General features: G+C 70.1%; 19 protein-coding genes and 1 pseudogene. 10 read left to right on the top strand and 10 right to left on the bottom strand.

What is annotated here, in order from left to right:
• Positions 1-130 precede the first annotated feature (130 nt).
• Both ACFT9I_RS35390 and lnt read left to right on the top strand, forming a co-directional pair.
• Positions 131-589 carry a nuclear transport factor 2 family protein gene (locus ACFT9I_RS35390; protein ID WP_382571353.1) on the top strand — a complete coding sequence of 153 codons (459 nt, stop codon included), beginning with the start codon at positions 131-133 and terminating at the stop codon, positions 587-589.
• Between the two features lie 134 nt (positions 590-723).
• Positions 724-2,334: an apolipoprotein N-acyltransferase gene (lnt, locus tag ACFT9I_RS35395; RefSeq protein WP_382571355.1), complete on the top strand. Its 1,611-nt coding sequence runs from the start codon at positions 724-726 to the stop codon at positions 2,332-2,334.
• On the opposite strand, the gene ACFT9I_RS35400 is transcribed toward lnt, so the two are convergent.
• On the bottom strand, positions 2,258-3,163 hold the full coding sequence (locus ACFT9I_RS35400) for a Gfo/Idh/MocA family protein (protein ID WP_382571357.1): 906 nt from the start codon (positions 3,161-3,163) through the stop codon (positions 2,258-2,260). The genes lnt and ACFT9I_RS35400 overlap by 77 nt on opposite strands.
• Positions 3,164-3,370: 207 nt before the next feature.
• Between ACFT9I_RS35400 and ACFT9I_RS35405 the strand changes: the two genes are divergently transcribed.
• From ACFT9I_RS35405 to ACFT9I_RS35425, 5 genes are all read left to right on the top strand, one after another.
• Positions 3,371-3,817, top strand: a complete 447-nt coding sequence (locus ACFT9I_RS35405; RefSeq protein WP_382571359.1) for a hypothetical protein — start codon at positions 3,371-3,373, stop codon at positions 3,815-3,817.
• 225 nt (positions 3,818-4,042) lie between these two features.
• Positions 4,043-4,672, top strand: a complete 630-nt coding sequence (locus ACFT9I_RS35410; protein WP_382571361.1) for a TetR/AcrR family transcriptional regulator — start codon at positions 4,043-4,045, stop codon at positions 4,670-4,672.
• A 61-nt stretch (positions 4,673-4,733) separates the two neighbouring features.
• The gene (locus ACFT9I_RS35415) at positions 4,734-6,626 is read left to right on the top strand and encodes an alpha/beta fold hydrolase (RefSeq protein ID WP_382571363.1); all 1,893 of its coding nucleotides are present in this window, start codon (positions 4,734-4,736) and stop codon (positions 6,624-6,626) included.
• A 76-nt stretch (positions 6,627-6,702) separates the two neighbouring features.
• Positions 6,703-7,410, top strand: a complete 708-nt coding sequence (locus tag ACFT9I_RS35420; RefSeq protein ID WP_382571365.1) for a DUF3159 domain-containing protein — start codon at positions 6,703-6,705, stop codon at positions 7,408-7,410.
• A 61-nt stretch (positions 7,411-7,471) separates the two neighbouring features.
• Positions 7,472-8,128 (top strand): GPP34 family phosphoprotein, encoded by a 657-nt coding sequence (locus ACFT9I_RS35425; protein ID WP_382571367.1) that lies wholly within the window; start codon positions 7,472-7,474, stop codon positions 8,126-8,128.
• A 68-nt stretch (positions 8,129-8,196) separates the two neighbouring features.
• Here the strand turns inward: ACFT9I_RS35425 and ACFT9I_RS35430 are convergent, their stop codons facing one another.
• From ACFT9I_RS35430 to ACFT9I_RS35465, 8 genes and pseudogenes are all read right to left on the bottom strand, one after another.
• Positions 8,197-8,658, bottom strand: coding sequence for a hypothetical protein (locus ACFT9I_RS35430; RefSeq protein ID WP_382571369.1), 462 nt, complete (start codon positions 8,656-8,658; stop codon positions 8,197-8,199).
• 121 nt (positions 8,659-8,779) lie between these two features.
• The gene (locus ACFT9I_RS35435) at positions 8,780-9,463 is read right to left on the bottom strand and encodes a uracil-DNA glycosylase (protein WP_382571371.1); all 684 of its coding nucleotides are present in this window, start codon (positions 9,461-9,463) and stop codon (positions 8,780-8,782) included.
• A gap of 79 nt (positions 9,464-9,542) precedes the next feature.
• Positions 9,543-11,123, bottom strand: coding sequence for an ABC transporter substrate-binding protein (locus ACFT9I_RS35440; protein ID WP_382571373.1), 1,581 nt, complete (start codon positions 11,121-11,123; stop codon positions 9,543-9,545).
• A 109-nt stretch (positions 11,124-11,232) separates the two neighbouring features.
• Complete coding sequence (locus ACFT9I_RS35445) at positions 11,233-12,009, bottom strand: SDR family oxidoreductase (RefSeq protein ID WP_382571375.1); 777 nt, start codon at positions 12,007-12,009, stop codon at positions 11,233-11,235.
• Between the two features lie 17 nt (positions 12,010-12,026).
• Entirely contained in the window at positions 12,027-12,788 is a 762-nt protein-coding gene (locus ACFT9I_RS35450; RefSeq protein ID WP_382571377.1) for an SDR family oxidoreductase, read from the bottom strand.
• A gap of 159 nt (positions 12,789-12,947) precedes the next feature.
• The gene (locus ACFT9I_RS35455) at positions 12,948-13,331 is read right to left on the bottom strand and encodes a DUF3037 domain-containing protein (protein ID WP_364974716.1); all 384 of its coding nucleotides are present in this window, start codon (positions 13,329-13,331) and stop codon (positions 12,948-12,950) included.
• Positions 13,328-14,182, bottom strand: a complete 855-nt coding sequence (locus ACFT9I_RS35460; RefSeq protein ID WP_382571379.1) for a HipA family kinase — start codon at positions 14,180-14,182, stop codon at positions 13,328-13,330. The genes ACFT9I_RS35455 and ACFT9I_RS35460 overlap by 4 nt, the downstream gene beginning before the upstream one ends.
• 440 nt (positions 14,183-14,622) lie before the next feature.
• Positions 14,623-15,195 (bottom strand): annotated as a pseudogene (locus ACFT9I_RS35465) (SDR family NAD(P)-dependent oxidoreductase); the annotation flags it as partial.
• Between the two features lie 53 nt (positions 15,196-15,248).
• Here ACFT9I_RS35465 and ACFT9I_RS35470 point away from each other — a divergent pair.
• Positions 15,249-16,016, top strand: coding sequence for a helix-turn-helix transcriptional regulator (locus ACFT9I_RS35470; protein WP_382571381.1), 768 nt, complete (start codon positions 15,249-15,251; stop codon positions 16,014-16,016).
• 174 nt (positions 16,017-16,190) lie between these two features.
• On the top strand, positions 16,191-16,823 hold the full coding sequence (locus tag ACFT9I_RS35475) for a DUF2461 family protein (protein ID WP_382571383.1): 633 nt from the start codon (positions 16,191-16,193) through the stop codon (positions 16,821-16,823).
• Positions 16,824-16,950: 127 nt separating this feature from the next.
• Here the strand turns inward: ACFT9I_RS35475 and ACFT9I_RS35480 are convergent, their stop codons facing one another.
• A complete protein-coding gene (locus tag ACFT9I_RS35480) occupies positions 16,951-17,514 on the bottom strand; it encodes a dihydrofolate reductase family protein (RefSeq protein ID WP_382571385.1) in 564 nt (187 codons plus the stop codon).
• Positions 17,515-17,687: 173 nt separating this feature from the next.
• On the opposite strand from ACFT9I_RS35480, the gene ACFT9I_RS35485 reads away from it, so the two are divergent.
• Entirely contained in the window at positions 17,688-18,974 is a 1,287-nt protein-coding gene (locus ACFT9I_RS35485; protein WP_382571387.1) for an LAETG motif-containing sortase-dependent surface protein, read from the top strand.
• The last annotated feature ends 272 nt before the right edge of the window (positions 18,975-19,246 follow it).

The raw sequence follows: 19,246 nt of genomic DNA on the forward strand, positions 1-19,246 counted from the left end.
CGTAGCGAACGACAGACGTCAGGCCCGGCCACGCGGTGACACCGCGTGGCCGGGCCTTTCCCATGGACCGGATGATCGACAGATCCGCTCAGCCCTTGGCCTGGGGCCTCCACTGCCGGAGACTGATCCGATGACGCAGCGTGTGGATCTCGCGACCGTGATGGACCAACTGGCCATCGATGAGGTGATCAGCGGTTACGCGATGGCCGTGGACGATGCCGACTGGCCCGGCTTTCTCGCTCTCTTCACTCCCGACGGACGCGCCGACCACCGTGCCGCCGGCGGAATCGAGGGGTCGGCCGCCGAGGTCGCCGACTGGCTCGCCGGCGTCCTGGGCCGTTTTCCCGTACGCCAGCACCTGATCGGCAACCGCCGGCTGAGCTTCCAGGAGGTCGGCGGATATCCGGGCGACCGCGCCGAGGTACGGGCCGACTGCCTGAGCACGATGTACGCGGAGTCCGGTGAGGAGACCGCCGCCATCGGCCGTTACACGTTCGGCCTCTCCCGCGTGGACGACGGCTGGCGGCTGCACAGTGTCGTGGCGCGGGAGCGGGCGCGACGCGGCGCGGGTGTCACCGCCGAGGGCTGACCGGGCGCGGGGCTGACGCGCCGGGGGCGCTCTGTCGTCCTACGCCTCCTCTCCCGCACACTGATCGGGAAGCACCGCTCCCGGGCGGACGGACAGGCGGATCGGGCGGCACGGGCGGCACGAGGAGGCGCGGCATGCGGGTTCCGGCCGGCCGGCGGGAGATCTGGGTCCGCCGCTCCGCTTCACCCCTGTGGCGCGGTGCCGCGGCCGTGTCGGCGGGCGCGCTGCCCGCGCTCTCCTTCCCCGAACCGGGCCTCTGGTGGCTCGCGTACGGGGCTCTCGTGCCGTGGATGCTGCTGGTGCGTACGGCTCCGACGGGTCGGCGCGCGGCCCTGGACGGCTGGCTCGGCGGGCTGGGCTTCATGCTCGCCGTCCATCACTGGCTGATGCCGAGCCTCCACGTGTTCATCGTGCTGCTGGCCGGGCTGCTGGGGCTGCTGTGGGCCCCGTGGGGCTGGCTGGTCCGCCGGATGCTCGGCGGGCGCCCCTCGCCCCGGCGTACAGCCGCCGCGCTGGCGGTCGTGCCGTCGGGCTGGCTGATGATCGAGACCGTGCGGTCGTACGAGGGCCTGGGCGGCCCCTGGGGGCTGCTGGGCGCCAGTCAGTGGGAGGTCGCGCCTGCCCTGCGGCTCGCCTCGGTGGGCGGCGTATGGCTGGTGACTCTGCTGGTGGTCGCCGTGAACACCGCGCTGACCGTGCTGCTGACGGTGTCCACGGCCCGTACGGCCGCCGTCGCGGGGCTGGTGGGCTCCGCCGTCGCCGTGACGTCCGCATGGCTGTGGGTGCCACGCCCGGAGCACTCGGGGCAGGCGCGCGTCGCCGTCGTCCAGCCCGGTGTCTTCGGCGGTCCCGACAGCGTCGAGCGGCGTTTCGACCACAGCGAGGAGCTGACCCGCTCGCTGGCCGGCCGGGATCTCGACCTCGTGGTGTGGGGCGAGAGCAGCGTCGGCGACGATCTGACCACCCGGCCCGATCTCGCGGCGCGCATCGCCGTACTGTCCCGCCAGGTCGGCGCCGAGATCCTGGTCAACGTGGACGCTCCCGGTACGGACGCGGCGGGACGCACCGGGATCTTCAAGAGTGCCGTGCTGGTGGGTCCGAACGGTCTGACGGGCGACCGCTACGACAAGATGCGGCTGGTGCCGTTCGGCGAGTACGTCCCGGCGCGCGCGGCGCTCGGCTGGGCGACGTCGGTGGGCAAGGCGGCGGGCGAGGACCGTATGCGCGGCACCCGCCAGGTGGTCATGGTGCTGCCCGGCGAAGGGCGGGGCGGACTGCGGCTCGGCCCGCTGATCTGCTTCGAGTCGGCGTTCCCCGACATGAGCCGGCGACTGGCCAGGGACGGCGCGCAGTTGCTCGTCGCGCAGTCGTCGACCTCGTCCTTCCAGCAGAGCTGGGCGCCGGAGCAGCACGCCTCGCTGGCCGCGCTGCGGGCGGCCGAGACGGGCCGTCCGACGGTGCACGCCACCCTCACGGGCATGAGCGCGGTCTACGGTCCGGAGGGCGAGCGGGTCGGCGCCCCGCTCGGTACGGGCAGCGGCGCGAGCGCCGTGTACGAGCTTCCGCTGGCACGCGGCACCACGGCGTACGTCAAGTACGGCGACTGGCCGCTGTACGGCGCGCTGGCCGTGCTGGCGGCCCTGTGCGCCGCCGAGGGCGCGCGGTCGCTCAGGCGGCCTGTGCCCGCACCGCCAGAACCACCCGTTCGCACAGCTCGTGCGTCAGCAGAGCGTCCCGGGCGCTGAGGGTCTTCCCGGCCCGTACGGCGTCCAGGAACGTCAGCACACACTGCTCGATACCGCGCTGCCGGGCGACCGGCACCCAGTCGCCGCGCCTGCGGACGCTGGGCTGGCCCTTGTGGTCGACGATCTCGGCGAGGTGGTGGACGGCGCGCTTGGTGTCCTGTCCCGAGACTTCGAGGATCTCCTCGGTCGAGCCGTTCATCCGGTTCATCATGCCGATCGCGGTGAAGCCGTCGCCGGAGAGCTGGAGCACGACGTGCTCGGTCAGTCCCTCGCGTGTCCGGGCGCGGACGTCGATGTGCTCGACGGGGCCGGGGACGAGGAAGCGCAGGGTGTCGACGACATGGATGAAGTCGTCGAGGACGAGGGTGCGGGCGTCCTCGGGGAGGCCGACGCGGTTCTTCTGCATGAGGATCACGTCGCGTGGATGCTCCAGGCACTGCGCGTAGGAGGGCGCGAAGCGCCGGTTGAAGCCGACGGTCAGGCTCGTCCCGCGCTCCTCGGCGAGGGCCACCAGCCGCTCGGAGTCTGCGAATTCGTACGCGAGGGGCTTGTCGACGAAGGTCGGCACACCGGCCTCCAGGAGCCGGGTGACGATCTCGGCGTGGGCGGCGGTCGGCGCGTGGACGAACGCGGCGTCCAGGCCCTGGCCGAGCAGCGAGTCGAGGTCGGCGTGGCGCCGCTCGGCGGGGATGTGGTGGGTCTCGCCGACCCGCGTGAGGGTGGCCGGGGTGCGGGTCTGCAGATGCAGCTCGGTCCCGGGCAGCGTGGTGAGCACCGGCAGATACGCCTTCTGCGCGATGTCGCCGAGCCCTATGCAGCCGACCTTCACGTGGGTCTCCCTGTCGCCTTGCCACGGTTCTGTCTCACGCGCCGGTGCGCGGGGGTCTGTCCTGCGGACCCTGATCCGCAGCATACGGGCGCCGCGGGGATCACCGTTCGGCGACCGCGACAACACCTGGGCGGGACGTGTCACCCGTGCGGGTCACACCTGGCGGTTACGGCCCCGACACGCCGGGCGGCCAGCAGAGTTGGCCCGGTGACGCGGCGGACGAGAACGACAGCATTGCTCCTGCTCGGTGTGGCCGTGGGCGGGGCCTCGGCCTGTGTGGCCGTGGAGCCCGGGGCGGGCGCCGGGGCGGGCGCCGGCGCCGTACGGGCGGAGGCCCCGACGCCCGGCGCCGTGGAGCCGCAGATCGTGCAGCCGTCGGCGCGCGAGGTGCTGGAGGCGGCGGCCCCGCCCCGGCGTACGCTCCCGGCGCGGCCGGCCGTGACGGACTCCGTACAGCCGTCGCCCGAGCCGCCCCGGCGCCGTACGGCCGTACAAGCACCCGCTCCGCCCGCACCATCCGCACCTCCCGTCCTGACGGTTCTGCCGGACCTGCCGGACCTGGGCGCCGGGCTGTGCGGGCTCGGTACGCGGTACGGCGGCTGGACGCCGGGCAGTCCGGAGGGCCATGTCTGCGAGGAGACGTTCGGCGACTGACCACCCGCCGCTCCCCCCTCCTCCTCCCTCCCTCGCGGGAATGTGACCGATTCCGGCCAATCCGCAGGTCAAGCCGCCGCTGCGACAGCGCGACCGCCTCGGAACCGACGCCGACCGGCTCCACACACTCGACTCGCATGTCACTAAGTGACACACTGTCGCTTGAAGACATCGACGGAAGGGTGACGGGACGCCATGACGACGACAAAGCGCGGCGGAGGAGGGATGAGCGACCAGCGGCGTGTGCGCCTGCGGCTGGAGATCTCCCGGGAAGCGGCACGTCTGTTCTGGGACCAGGGCGTGGCCGGCACGAGCGGCGATCAGATCGCGGAGGCCGTGGGCCTCTCGACACGCACCATCTGGCGCCACTTCCGCAGCAAGGAGAGCTGCGCCGAGCCGATCGTCATGCAAGGCGTCGTCACCCTGACGAAGGTGCTGCGCGACTGGCCCCGGCACCTCTCCCTCGAAGACCATCTTGCGGCCGACCTGACCCGCCTCGGGCACGAGGCGCCGCCCGTCGACATGGCCGACGAGATGCTCGCGATGAAGATGATCAAGCTCGCCGACACCGAGCCGGCACTCCGCACGGCGTGGCTGATGGCCTGCGACCAGACGGAGCGGGAGATGTGCGCGATCATCGGCGACCGCCTCGGGCGTCCGTCCGATGATCTGGAGGTACGGCTGCACGCCGCGACGGCCGCCTCGGTGCTGCGGGTGCTGGACGAGTACATCGGCGCCGCCGTCCTCGCCGGCCAGGACCTCCCCGAGTTCAAAGACGCGACGGCCGTCGCCCGGCGATTCGCCGAGGCGATCCGAAGAGCCACCGGCGGAGTCGTCGGCGACCCCGTCGTGTAAAGCCCCCGAGCCCCCAAGAACCTGTCGACCGATCTGGGAAACAGCCAGAAGGAGTGTCCTTATGTCCGCCGCCTCACCCGCGGTCCCCCACCTCGCCGTCGAAGACCTCTTCGGCTCACCGATCAAGGCCGGCGCGTCGATCTCGCCCGACGGCAGCACCCTCGCGTACCTGGCGCCTTGGCGGGGGCGGCTGAACGTCTGGGTGGAGAGCATCGACACGGACGAGGAGGCGCGCTGCGTCACCGCGGACGACCACCGCAGCGTGCACATCTACCACTGGACCGACGACCCGCGCTGGCTGCTCTACGAGCAGGACGGCGACGGGGACGAGAACTGGCACGTCCACCGGGTCGACCTGACGGACCCGGGCGCGAAGGCGGTCGATCTCACCCCCTTCCCCGGCGCCAGGGTCATGGGTTTCGAGACGAGCGTCTCCCGGCCGGGCAAGGCGCTGCTGCGGCTGAACCAGCGGGATCCCGCCGAGTTCGACCTCTACGAGGTGGACATCGCCACGGGTGAGCTGACGATGCTGGCGCGGAACCCCGGCCAGGTCGCCGACTTTCTTTACACGCCCAGCGGTGATCTGTACACGCGGTCCCTGGCGGCCGACGGCGACATGGAACTGTCGAAGTGGCGCCCCGGGGCGGAGAAGTCGCCTCCGGTCGTCACGGTCGACGGCGCCGACTACCCGCTGGGTGTGTATCCGTTCCAGCTCACCCCGGACGGCACCGGTCTGTGGCTCGGCTCCAACCGGAACAGCGACCGGACCCGGCTGGTCCGGCTCGACCTGGCCACGGGCGAGGAGACCGAGATCGACAGCCACCCGGTCTTCGACCTCGACACCCAGGCACACGTCTTCCCCACGCTGCCGTCGCCGCTCATCCGCGACCGGCGCACCGGCGAGCTGATCGCGGTCCGCTACCGCGGCGAGCGGCAGGTGATCCAGCCCCTGGACCCGCACTTCGCCGACGTACTGGAACATCTCACGAAGCTCTCCGACGGCGACCTGTCGGCCGTGTCGTCCGACGAGAGCGGACAGCGCTGGGTCGTCAGCTTCAGCCATGACCGTGACCCCGGTGTCACCTTCTACTACGACCACTCCACCGGCGAGAGCCGGCTGCTGTTCCGGCCGTACCCGCATCTGGACCCCGAAGCACTGGCTCCGATGACACCGGTCACGATCACCTCACGGGACGGACTGGCACTCCCGTCGTACCTGACGCTGCCCCTGGGGGCCGAGCCGTCCGCGCTGCCCCTGGTCCTCCTGGTCCACGGCGGCCCGTGGTCCCGCGACACCTGGGGCTTCAACCCGGTCGCGCAGCTGCTGGCCAACCGCGGCCACGCGGTGCTCCAGGTCAACTTCCGCGGCTCGGCCGGATTCGGCAAGTCCTTCCTCAAGGCCGGCATCGGTGAACTGGCCGGCAAGATGCACGACGACCTCATCGACGCAGTGGACTGGGCCGTCGACACGGGGTACGCGGACCGGGACCGGGTCGCCATCTTCGGCGGCTCCTACGGCGGCTACGCCACGCTGGTCGGCGTCACCTTCACCCCCGACGTCTTCGCCGCCGCCATCGACTGCTTCGGCATCTCCGACCTCGCGAGCTTCCTGGCGACCGTGCCGGAGTTCGTGAAGAACCAACTGACCAACAACTGGCACCGCTACGCCGGCGACCCCGACATCCCGGAGCAGGCGGCGGATCTGTGGGCCCGCTCGCCCATCAGCCGCGTCGACGACATCCGTACGCCGCTGATGGTGGTCCAGGGAGCCAACGACGTCCGCGTCGTCAAGGCCGAGTCCGACCAGATCGTCGACGCGCTGCGCGCCCGCGGCGTCGAGGTCGAATACCTGGTCAAGGACGACGAAGGCCACGGCTTCGTGAATCCCGAGAACAACATCGAGATGTACCGCGCGGCCGAACAGTTCCTCGCGCGCCACCTCAAGCCGCGCTGAAGCGGCACTGACGGGGCGGCAGGACCGGAGCTGATCAGGCAGCGCGACGGAATCGCGACGAAATGAGGCAGAGCAGATGACACAGGACTTCGACCGTACGATCCACACCTCCACCTCCACCTCCACCTCCACCTCCACCGGCGAGCCGGACCAGGGCCACCACAAGAACCCGAAACCGACAATGCTGGAGCAGATGGGCGGCACGACCGGCCTCGTCTACACGATGCTGCCGATCATTGTCTTCGTCCTCGCCAACGCCTCCCTCGGGCTGACGCCCGCCATCTGCGCCGCGGTCGGCGTCGGGGTCGCGATCTCGGTGCTGCGCCTGGTGCGCAAGGAGCCGATCCAGCCGGCCCTCTCCGGCCTGTTCGGTGTCGGAGTCGCGTCGGTGGTCGCTTGGCAGACCGGCTCGGCCAAGGGCTTCTTCCTGCTGGGCATCTGGTCCAACCTCGCCCTCGGCGTGATCTTCCTGCTCTCCGTCCTGGTGCGGCGACCCCTCGCCGGACTGGTCTGGGGCGCGCTGAACGGCACCGGGACCGCCTGGCTGCAGGACAAGCCCTCGATCCGCTACTACGACATAGCCACGCTCGCCCTGACGGCCGTCTTCGCCGCCCGGTTCATCGTGCAGGAGTGGCTGTACGAGCAGGACGCCACCGGCTGGCTGGCCGTCACGAAGATCGCGATGGGCTACCCGCTGCTCGGTCTGGCGCTCCTGGTGGTGCTGTGGGCGGCCCGCCGCTCCGCCAAGCGGCTCAAGGCCAACCCCGTACAGCAGCTCGCCTGATCCAGCTGCCGCCTGCCGTCCCGTCCGATCCGTCATCAGTGAGCACTTTGGAGGACAAGCGATGCTCCAGTCACTGCCGCAACGGCTCTACCTGCTCACCTACACCGTGAACGAGGTCAAGTTCAAGCTCGGGGATCTCCAGGGCCGTGGCCAACTGCTGCGTGCCGGGGCGCTGGCCGAGATGGTCCTCGGCGGGCTGCTCGGTGTCGAAGGCAGGAAGGTCGTCCGGCTGACCGACGAGCCCCCGAGCGATTCCTTCCTGGCCGGGGTGTGGGGCGACCTGCCCAGGGAGAAGCCGAAGGGCTGGCTTCAGTTCGTGCACAACAAGGCCCACACGGCGGAGGCGCCGGTCCAGGAGCAGCTCTCGGCGGCCGGCACGATCACCGTCACCCGCAAGAAGCTGCTGGGCCTGGTCGCCGGCAGCCATGTCACCGTCAACGACCCCCAGCAGGTGCTCGACCTGCAGGCACGAGTACGCGACGTCGTGATGTCGGGCTCGGATCCGGCGACCGTCCCCATGGACGAGCTGACCATGGCGGTGTTCGCGAAGGAGCTTGAGCTGACGAGTGTGTTTCACCGGAAAGAGGTGAGCGAGCACAAGCGGACACTCAAGGCGCTCGCCGATCGCTTCGACAAGGCCGTCCCCAAGTTGCGCTCATCGCTGCGCGACTCGTACCTGTCGAGCAGGGCGGTCGGCGGCGGCTGGAGCAACTCCTGAGCTTCGGCCCCGGAGTCCCCACGTTTCCCCAGGTCCTGTCCGGACCGGCAAGATCGCCCGGACAGGACCTAGGGCCTGTCGTCCAGCAGCTGCCGCTCCAGCCGGCCGATCGCTGTCCGTACGCCGTTCCCGTACCCGTCGTCCCCGAGCACGTTCACCGCGGCGCGGGCGCGGGAGAGATGGAGCCGTGCCGCGTCGGGGCGTCGCAGCTTCAGGTAGTCGGCGGCGAGGTTGAGATGGAGCGAGGGGTAGAAGGCACGTACCGCCGGCGACGCAGGGGCCGTGGCCGGGCCCTCCGCCGCGGTCAGGGCGCGCAGGTCCCAGGCCAGTTCGTCGCCGGGGTCGTCCTGCGTGTCCGCCATGTAGTGCGCGAGCGTGCAGCGGTGGAGCGGGTCGCCCGACTCGCCGATCTCGGTCCACAGCTCGCCGAACCGGTTGCGCGCCTCCTCGCGGTCACCGCCGTGGAGCAGCATGACCGCCTGGCCGATCCTGGTCAGGACGGCGTCCTCCGACACCTCGCGCTGCTCCATCGCCTGCCGCCTCCCGCGCCCGTCCGGTCGATCCCGTCCGGCCCGACGCTAACCGCAGCGACCGGCAATCCCGCACAGGCTCACCCGCCCGGCGCGGACCGCCGGGCGCGGCGGGGCCCGGTCAGCCCAGGTCGGGGATGCGCCAGTCGATCGCCTGGTGTCCCTGCGCGGCGATCGCCTCGTTGATCTGCGTGAAGGGGCGGGAGCCGAAGAACTTCTTCGCCGACAGCGGCGACGGGTGCGCGCCCTTCACCACCACGTGCCGTGTCTCGTCGATCAGCGGCAGCTTCTTCTGCGCGTAGGCACCCCAGAGGACGAAGACCGCGGGATCCGGCCGGGCGTCCACGGCGCGGATCACCGCGTCCGTCACCTGCTCCCAGCCCTTGCCCTTGTGCGAGTTGGCCTCGCCGGCCCGCACCGTCAGAACGGCGTTGAGCAGCAGCACGCCCTGCTCGGCCCACGGCATCAGATATCCGTTGTCCGGGACCGGGTGGCCCAGCTCCTCCTTCATCTCCTTGTAGATGTTCCGCAAGGAGGGAGGCGTGCGTACACCGGGCCGCACCGAGAAGCAGAGACCGTGTCCCTGTCCCTCGCCGTGGTACGGATCCTGGCCGAGGACCAGGACCTTCACCCGGTCGTACGGCGTGGCGTCGAGCGCGGCGAACACCTCGTCGCGCGGAGGGTAGACCGGCCCCTTCGACCGCTCTTCCTCGACGAACTCGGTGAGCTCCTTGAAATAGGGCTTCTGCAGCTCGTCGCCGAGGACGCCGCGCCAGGATTCGGGCAGCATGTCGGTGTCGGTCACGTCAACAACCTCCGGTAAGTGATCAGTTGGTCCACTCCTGAACCTACCGGTGACCACTGACAATCACCGCCGCCGACGGCTACCAGCTGGCCTTGCGGCTGAACTCCCAGAGCTGCATGACCGTCTGCGGGTCGAGCGCCCGCTCGCCGCCGCTGATCTCCTCGGACGCCGCGACGTAGAGCTTGCCCTGCCAGAGCGGCAGCAGCCGTACGTCGTCGACGAAGATCTCCTGGGCGCGCTCGAACTGCTCGATCACCGCGCCGCGGTCGCTCTCGCGCCGCGACTGCGGCAGAAGCTCGTCGGTGATCTCGGGGTTCTCGTAGGGGGTGCTGAGCGCGTTGTTCTTGCCGACGAAGGGGGCCACGAAGTTGTCCGGGTCCGGGAAGTCGGGGAACCAGCCACGGCCGAAGACCGGGTACTCGCCCTTCTGGAAGCCCGCCTGGAAGTCCTTCCAGGGCTTGCTCTTCAGTGTGATCTTGAAGAGGCCGGAGGCTTCGAGCTGGCGCTTGAGTTCCGCGAACTCGGCCACCGTGCCGGAGCCGTAACGGTCGGTCGTGAACCAGAGGGTCAGCGGCACGGGCGTGTCGATGCCGGCGTCCTGAAGGATGCCGCGCGCCTTGTCGACGTCCGGGTCGCCGTACTTGTCGAAGAAGCTCGTGGCGTGCCCGGAGATGCCCTTGGGCACCATCGAGTACAGCGGCTCGGCCGTGCCCTGGTAGACCTTGGCGACCAGCGCGTCACGGTCGACCACCTGGGCCACCGCCTGCCGCACGGGCAGCTTCGCCGCCGACGCGTCCTTGGGGTTGAACACCAGGTAGCGGATGTCGGCGCCGACGGTCTCGATCAGCTGAAGGTGGTCGTTCTCTTCCTTCTTCTGTTCGAGTTCGACGACTTCCTCCGAGGTCAGGCCTCGGTAGATGACGTCGATCTCCTTGTTCTTCAGGGCGCCGAACATCTTGTCGGAGTCCTGGAAGTACTGGATCTTGACGGCTTTGTTCTTGCGGTCGGCGAAGCCCTTGTAGCTGGTGTTCTCGGCCAGTTCGGCGTCGCTGCCCGCCGTGTACGACTCAAGCGTGTACGGGCCGGAGCCGGTGAGTTTCCCGTCGTCCCTGAGCTTGCCGGCCGGGTACTCGGCCGGGTCGACGATGGACATGGCGGGGGCGGCGAGGACGAACGGGAACGTGGCGTCGGGCTTGTTCAGGTTGAACGTGACGGTCAGTTCGCCGTCCGTGGTGACATCGTCGAGGGACGCGAGGAGTCCGTTCGGACCACCGTTCACGTTGATCTTCACGATACGGTCGAACGAGTGCTTGACGGCTTCGGCGTCGAGCTTGTTGCCGTTCGAGAACGTCAGTCCCTCGCGCAGCCGGCAGCGGTAGACCTTGTTCGTCGAGTCCGTGAACTTGCAGTTGTCGGCGGCATCGGGCTGTGGAGTCGTGCTGCCGGTGGGGAACGCGACCAGGGTCTGGAAGACGTTGCGGTACAACTCCCAGGAGTTGTCCCACGCGGCGGCCGGGTCGAGCGTGCTCGGCGAACTGGTGGTGCCGATCGTGATCTTCTGATCCTCTCCGGCGCTGTCCGCCGAAAACAGGCCACATCCGGCCAGCAGGGATATGGACGCGAGGGCTGCAGCCGCCTGCAGACTGGTCCGGTTGAACACGTGCGCACGCTCCTTGTTCAGCCACGAGTCGGCCGACCATACCGCAGCGCCCCATCGGTTCAATATGCATGTCCGATGGGGCACTTGAAGCATTTACCTACAAAGCGTGTCAGTGCACACCGGCATTGAGGAAAATTCCGCCGTCGACGACCAGCGTCTGCCCGGTGATCCAGTCCGACTGGTCGGACGTGAGGAACGCCGCGGCGCCGCCGACGTCCTCCGGCACCCCGAGGCGCCCCAGCGGGTAGGCGGCCGCGGTCTCGGCCTCCCGGCCCTCGTAGATCGCCTGCGCGAACTTGGTCTTGACCACGGCCGGCGCGATGGCGTTGACCCGCACGCCGGGCGCGAACTCGTGAGCCAGCTGGAGGGTCAGATTGACCATGGCCGCCTTGCTCATCCCGTACGCGCCGATGAACGGCGAGGCGGACACTCCCGCGACCGACGCGATGTTCACGATCGCACCGCCGTGGTCCTTCTGCCAGGCGCGCCAGGTCAGCTGCGCGAAGCCCAGGGCCGAGATGACGTTGGTCTCGTACACCTTGCGCGCCACGTTGAGATCCAGATCGGCCATCGGGCCGAACACCGGATTCGTGCCGGCATTGTTCACCAGATAGTCGACGCGGCCGAACTCCTCCATGACGCGGTCGACCGCTGCGGACTGGTGGGTCTCGTCGTGGGCCTTGCCGGGGAAGCCGATCACACGGTCCGCGCCCAGGCGCTCCACGGCCTCCTTGAGCGCGTCCTCGCCGCGTCCGGTGATGCACACCCGGTCGCCGCGGGCGACGAGCGCCTCGGCGATGCCGTATCCGATGCCCCGGCTGGCGCCGGTGATCAGCGCGACCTTGCCGCTGTCGGGCCGGCCGCTGTCCTTCGGCTGTTCCGTCATGTCGCTCACTCTCCGGTTCAGTTGAGGGGTCCGCCGGCGACGTACAGCACCTGGCCGGAGACGAATCCGGCGTCCTCGCCCGTGAAGAAGGCGATCGCGTTCGCGATGTCGGCGGGGACACCGACCCGCTGGACCGGGATCTGGGTGGCCGCCGCCGCCTGGAAGTCCTCGAAGCCCATGCCGACGCGGGCGGCGGTCTGGGCGGTCATCTCGGTGACGATGAATCCGGGGGCGACGGCGTTGGCGGTGACGCCGAACTTGCCGAGTTCCTTGGCGAGGGTCTTGGTGAAGCCCTGGAGGCCGGCCTTGACGGCGGCGTAGTTGGCCTGGCCCCGGTTGCCGAGCGCCGAGCTGGAGGACAGGTTGACGATACGGCCGAACTTCGCGTCCACCATGTGCGCCTGGCAGGCGCGGGCCATCAGGAAGGCGCCCTTGAGGTGCACGTTCATCACGGTGTCCCAGTCGGACTCGCTCATCTTGAAGAGGAGGTTGTCCCGCAGCACGCCGGCGTTGTTGACGAGGACGGTGGGCGCGCCCAGCTCGGCGGCGACGCGCGCGACGGCGGCCTCCACCTGGGCGGCGTCGGAGACGTCGGCGCCGACGGCGAGGGCCCTGCCGCCGGCGGCGGTGATGGCGCCGACGGTCTCCGCGCAGGCTGCCTCGTCCAGGTCGAGTACGGCGACGGCCCGGCCCTCGGCCGCGAGACGTACGGCGGTCGCGGCGCCAATGCCCCGCGCCGCCCCGGTCACGACGGCGACACGCTGCTCGGTGGTGGACATGCTGCTTCTCCTCGTCCTTGGATCGCGGCGTCCGGCGCGAAAGCACTGAGCGACCGCTTAGTATTCAGCTGCCGTGACGCTAGAAGCCCTGACACCTGGTGTCAACGGCCCACGGGGGCGCCGAACGTATGTCACACGGCGAACGCGCGCCGGAACGCCTCAGCGCACGAGCAGATCCAGCAGCCGCTCGACCTCCGCCGACGGGTCGAGCGTCAGACCCGTGTGTACGGGGCCGGGCTGGACGACCGTCGAGCGGGGCGCGATCAGCCAGCGGAACCGCCTCCCCGCGTCGTCCCGCGCCGCCTGCCCTGCCGGGTCCCCGCCCGCGCAGACACCCTCGACGGCGCGCAGCGCGGCCCGCACCCCGGCCACGTCGGCGTCCGGCGCCAGCGCCTTGAGCCGGGACTCGTCCAGGTGCGTACGGGCGGCCACGAACGACTTGGCGCGGCAGTAGACGAGCACGCCCGCGTTGATGAACTCCCCGCGCTCGACCCTCGGCACCACGCGCAGCGGCGCGTACTCGAACACATCGCGTCCGTTCATCGGCCCTCGCCTCCGCTGTTCTTCTTCGTGGGATGCGGCCAGGGCGTGGCGTGTTCGGTCAGCCAACCGGGGGCCCGCGAGGGGCGGTTCCTGGTGGGCGCGTCGAGCGTGAGGCGCTCGTGGACGGTGGCCGCGCGCGGCAGCAGCGCCGCCACGTAGGCGCGCCGCACCGCGTCGGTGGAGTCGAACCCCGGCTCGTCCACGAGCCATTCGTCCGGCACGTCGGCGGCGACCTCGGTCAGCAGTTCCTCGGTGACCAGCGGCGCCAGCTCCGCCGCGGCCGAGGCGATGTCGGGCCGGAACGGCGCGAGGACGTGGTCGGACGCGTCGTACGGCTTCGCGGCCGAGGCCACGGCGCCCGGCCAGTTGTGGTGCCAGATCATGGTGGCGCCGTGGTCGATGAGCCACGTGTCCCCGTGCCAGACAAGCATGTTGGGATTGCGCCAGGACCGGTCGACGTTGTTGATGAGCGCGTCGAACCACACGATCCGGCCGGCCTCGGCGGGGCCCACCTCGTACGCGAGCGGATCGAAGCCCAGCGACCCGGGCAGGAAGTCCATCCCGAGGTTCAGCCCGCCGCTCGCCTTCAACAGCTCCTGCACCTCCTGGTCGGGCTCCCCGAGACCGATGACGGGGTCGAGCTGCATGGTGACCAACTCCGGCACCCGCAGCCCGAGCCGCCGCCCCAACTGCCCACAGACGACCTCGGCGACGAGCGTCTTGCGGCCCTGCCCCGCGCCGGTGAACTTCATGACGTACGTCCCGAGATCGTCGGCCTCGACGATCCCCGGCAGCGACCCACCCTCACGCAGGGGCGTGACATAACGGGTCGCGATGACCTCACTCAACATTCTCCCAGGCCACCCATCTCATCAACCTTGGAAACAACGGATACCTCAGGGGGTGGGGAGCGGCGGAATCCTCCGTCGACAACCCCGGGGAGAATCTGGGGAGTTTCCTCCGGCATGCCGTTTCCCCTGCCTCCCCATCAGCCGTCGATCGCGGTGCGCCCCTCACTTCCGGCCTCCGGCATGAAGTGAGCATAGTAACCGAGGGTGATCGCCGGCGAGGAACGCCCGAGCCACCGCGCCAAGGTCACGACGGACTCCCCCGCCTCCGGCATGATCGAGGCACAGACAGGCCGCGGCACGTGGTAGCCATCCCGGGGAGCCGCCGCCCATCGGTGTAGGTGTCCACGTGTTCACCGCGCCGCCGCGCGACTCGCACGCCGCCCCGCTACTTCACCCGGCGTAACCGCTGACGACCAGGAGACGCATCGCCTGATGCGGCGCTACACCGCGGTGAAGCCGCCGTCAGCGGCTATCACGGCTCCGGTGATGAAGCTGGAGCGTGGTGAGGCCAGGAAACACAGGACCTCGGCGATCTCTTCGGGCTGCGCGACCCGGCCCAGGGGCTGCGCCTCGGCGAAGGACGCCAGGTACGAGCGGCTGTCGGGGCGGATCGTGTCGAGGAAATCGGTCTCGATGACGCCTGCGGCAACGAGATTGGCGCGGATGCCCAGTGGCCCGCCCTCGACGGCGAGCACCTTGGTCAGTTGGGCCAGAGCGCCCTTCGACGCACTGTAGGCGACGCCCTCGGGCAGGGCGACGGTGCTGGCATAGGACCCGGTACTGACGATGGCACCGCCGCCGCGGCTCTTCATGACCCGGAATGCTTCGCGGGCGCAGAAGAACGAACCGCGGGCGTTGACCGCCATCACAGCGTCCCAGTCCTCGGCGGTGGTTTCGGTGATGGACTTGTTCACGGTGCGTCCGGCGTTGTTCACCAGGATGTCCAGTCCTCCGAAGGTACCCAGGGCCGATTGCACCGCGCGGGCGGCGGTCTCCTCTCGCGTGAAACCGCCTGGGAGACTTCCTGCGAGCACGCCGCGCCGGCCTGCGGCCGCAGGACGTCGGCATGGCGAGCTACGGAGCCCGCAGAGTCCCCGGACTGCGCCGCGAAGAGGTCGCCGTCCTGGCCGGAGTGAACGCCGACTACTACACCCGCCTCGAACAAGGCCGCGAACGCAATCCCTCGGCCCAGGTGGTCGACGCGCTCGGCCGCGCGCTGCACCTCGACGAGGACGCCCGCGCGCACCTGTACCGGCTGGCCGGGGCCACGCCGGGCGAGCGGCCCTCCGCCCACCTCGCAGAGCGAGTGAGCCCGTCCCTACGACAGCTGATGGACGGCTACCCGAACACTCCAGCATTCGTCATGAACCGAACCCTGGACCTCCTCGCCGTCAACGCGTTGGCCGACGCCCTCTACTCGCCGTTCGCCCCGGCGGACAATCTGGCCCGCATGACCTTCCTCGACCCCGCGGGCCGCAACTTCTACACGGACTGGGACCGAGCAGCACAAGCCACCGTCGCCAACCTCCGCGAGGCAACCGGCTTCGACCCGGACAACCCACGACTGCGCGAACTCGTCAGCACCCTCACCGAGCACAGCGCGGACTTCGCCCGCCTCTGGCAGTCCCACACGGTGCGAGGCAAGGCACGGGACGCCAAGCACTTCCTCCACCCGGACGTCGGCCCGCTCACTCTCACCTATCAAGCATTCGACGTACGCGAGACGCCCGGCCAACAACTCGTCATCTACCACGCCGAACCGGGCAGCCCCAGCGCCCAGTCCCTCAGTCTGCTCGGTTCCGTCCACGCCACCCGGCGCAAGCCCCACCGCTGACCAGCCGACGGAACGGTGGCGTGCCAGCAGGCGTTCTGCCGTACGAGGCCGCAACCTCGCCCAACGCCGACCGCTTCGCGTCACCTGCGAGCCCCGTCGGCCTGGAAACACTCTCCGTGTTCCTCGACGAACTCGCCCACCGCGCGCGGATCATGGGTGAGCTATCGTCCGCGCATGCGCAGACAGTTCACCGGCTGGCCGGAGCAGGCCATGGACGTGTTGTGGCAGCTCCAGGGCGAACCGACCCACGCGACCCGCGAGCGCTGCCGCGCGGACCGCGAACGCCTGGTCCGGCAGCCGATGATCGCCCTTCTCAACGAGGTCGCGGACACCGACGCCCGGTACGAGGACTTCTCCGTCTGGCACTACCGCACCGACTCCTGGTGGTGGCAGCACCAGGGCGCGGTGATCCGGCTCGGCCGCAAGATCGAGATCGGTCTCCGGTTCTCCCTGGACGGCCTGCGGATCCAGGGCGCCTGGTGGTACCCCGATCCCGGCCAGGTGGACACGTTCCGCAAAGCCGTGGCCTCCGAGGGGAGCGGCCGCGAACTGTCCGCCATCGTCGAGGACGTGCGGAAGAAGGGCTACGACATCTCCGGGGACGTGATGAAACGCCCCCCGCGCGGCTATCCGACGGACCACTCCCGTACGAACCTGCTGCGCCACCGTTCGCTGATCGCCGCCCGTACCCTCGGCTGCGAGGAGTGGCTGCACACCCCCGAGGCGGTCGACCGGGTCCTCTCGGCCGCCGCCGACCTGGACGCCCTGCTGATGTGGCTGGTCCGCCACGTGAAGAGCGCCGCCTGACATCGCGAGGGCGCCCGCGCGGCATGGGAGGAACCACACCCGTGCCGCCATCCGGCAGGAGTTCGGGAATGTGGGCGCGCCGCGCGGACCGGGGCGATACCCTCGCGCAGCGCTCCCGGACGGGCGCTCAGCGCCTCGTCTCGTACCTGGTCAGGATCACGCCGCCGGGAAACGTCCGCGTCTCCACCAGGTTCAGGTTCACCCAGCTGTCCAGCGCGGTGAAGAACGGCGTGCCGCCGCCCGCCAGGACCGGGACGGTGGCCAGCACGTACTCGTCGATCAGCCCGGCCCGCATGGCCGCCCCGGCGAGCGTCGCGCCGCCGATGTCCATCAGGCCGCCGTCCTCGGCCTTGAGCCGGGTGATCTCGGCGACCGCGTCGCCGGTGACCAGGCGGGTGTTCCAGTCGACCTTGTCGACCGTCGAGGAGAACACCACCTTCGACATGTCCCGCCAGCGGCGCGCGAACTCGATCTCCGCCGGGGTGGCGCCCGGCTGCTGGTCGCCGGTCGGCCAGTGGGAGCTCATCGTCTGCCACAGCTTGCGCCCGTACAGCGTCAGGTCGGTCGCCTGCAACTGGTCGGACCAGAACTGGAACAGCTCGTCGCTCGGCACGCCCCAGCCGATGTCGTCGCCGGGCGCGGCGATGTAGCCGTCCAGGGTCAGGTTCATGCCGTAGATCAGTTTCCGCATGGCGCCAGCCTTCCGTAAGTCGGTCTCACGCGTACAGACCGGCGCGGCGCGGGAAACTCATCGGTCACGACACGTGCAACTGTTCGGGGCCGGTAGGTGTCTAGGGGTTGCAGGTGGCCGTTCTCCTGAAAGACACCTTCCGTTCAGCGATGTCCCGACAGAGGATTCCGTCAATGCCGAACCCGCCGTACCGACGCCGCGTCTCCCGTTCCGCCGTCGCCACCCTCGGTGCCGCCGGGCTTGTCGCGCTGGGCGCCGCTCCCGCTGCCGTGGGCGACGAGGCGCCGCCCTCCCTGGCCCTCGGAGACATCAGGCCGATCACCGGAGTGAAACCGGGGAGCCCGGTCGATCTGCCGGTCACCGTGGTGAACAACGGCACCACGACCGTCGAGAAGCTGTGGATCAAGTACACCGCCACCCGGGGTCTCGCCTTCCCGGAGGTTCCCTCCAACTGCCAGAAGCAGTACGTCGGTGCGTACGACGAGATGCCCGAGCGGTGGATCGCGGTATGCGCGTTCGACAAGGCGGTGAAGCCGGGCGTCGCCTACACGCCCCAGAAGCCGTTCGCCGTCAAGGCCGAGAAGCACGCCTTCGACGACGAGATGTGGGTGACCGTCACGGATTACGAGCCGGCACCGGACGAGAACAGCACCCCGTTTCCGGGCACCGCACCGGAGATCGAACTGATCGAGTCGCCGACCGGGGGTACGGGGTCCACGGACCGGTTCAGGGTGCCCGTCACGTCGGTCAACACGGCCGACTACGAGGTGACGGGCGCGGCGTTGCGGGGGAAGCCCGGCGACGTGGTGACGATGAAGGTGACTTTCACCAACACCGGCCCTGGCTGGGTCTGGTCGAAGCCGGGCACTCCGTGGACTTCCGTCCTGGTCGCGCCCCCCGCCGGAACGTCGGTCGTCAAGCCCGACTTCTACTGCAAGGCCAAGGGCAAGGTGTACAACTGCGGCCTCACGACCCGCCCGCAGGAACACCTGGAGACGGCGACCTTCACCTTCAAGTTGAAGATCGACAAAAAGGTGGCGGGCGCCAAGGGCTCGGTGGCGCTGAGCAACAGGAAGCTGCCGTTCGACCCCGACAAGGCCAACGACACGGCCCCCATCACGCTGGAGGTCACCGGCGGGGAGCCAGGCGCGACGGGCGGTACGACCGGCGGTACGACCAGCGGCCCGGACGGTGGCTCCGGCTCGACCGGCGGCTCGACCGGCGGGTCGAGCGGCGGGTCGAGCGGCGGGTCGAGCGGCGGTTCCACCGGCTCGACGGGCTCGACGGGCGGGCCGTCGTCGGCCGGCGGTGCCGGTACGGCCACGACCGGCGGCAACCTCGCCGCGACCGGCTCCTCCCCCGCCACACTCCCGATCGCGGGCGCCGCCGCCGCAGCAGTCGTCACGGGCGCGGGCACCGTCCTCGTCGTACGCCGTCGCCGGGCGCGGCACGACATCTGACGGACCGACGACGCGCACGGCCCAGTGCCGCAGCACAGACATCGCTCGGGGAGCATCTGGGGAGTACGGGCGCCGCTGGGGAGTGTCTGGGCCCTTGCGTGAGGGCGGTTCGCTGCCGGGGATCGTCGAGGCAAGCGGAGTGACCCGCCGGCTCGACGAGAACAGCGTGCCGCCGCCGGTGACCGGCGGCGGCCCGGAGGTCGGGTGGGGACACGGGCGGCGGGAGCCGACCCCGGGGTAAGTGGCGCCCCGGGGGGGGTACCCTGTAAGGC

The sequence above is a fragment of the Streptomyces sp. NPDC057137 genome (genome assembly GCF_042670825.1).
In the GTDB taxonomy this organism is placed as follows: Bacteria; Actinomycetota; Actinomycetes; order Streptomycetales; family Streptomycetaceae; genus Streptomyces.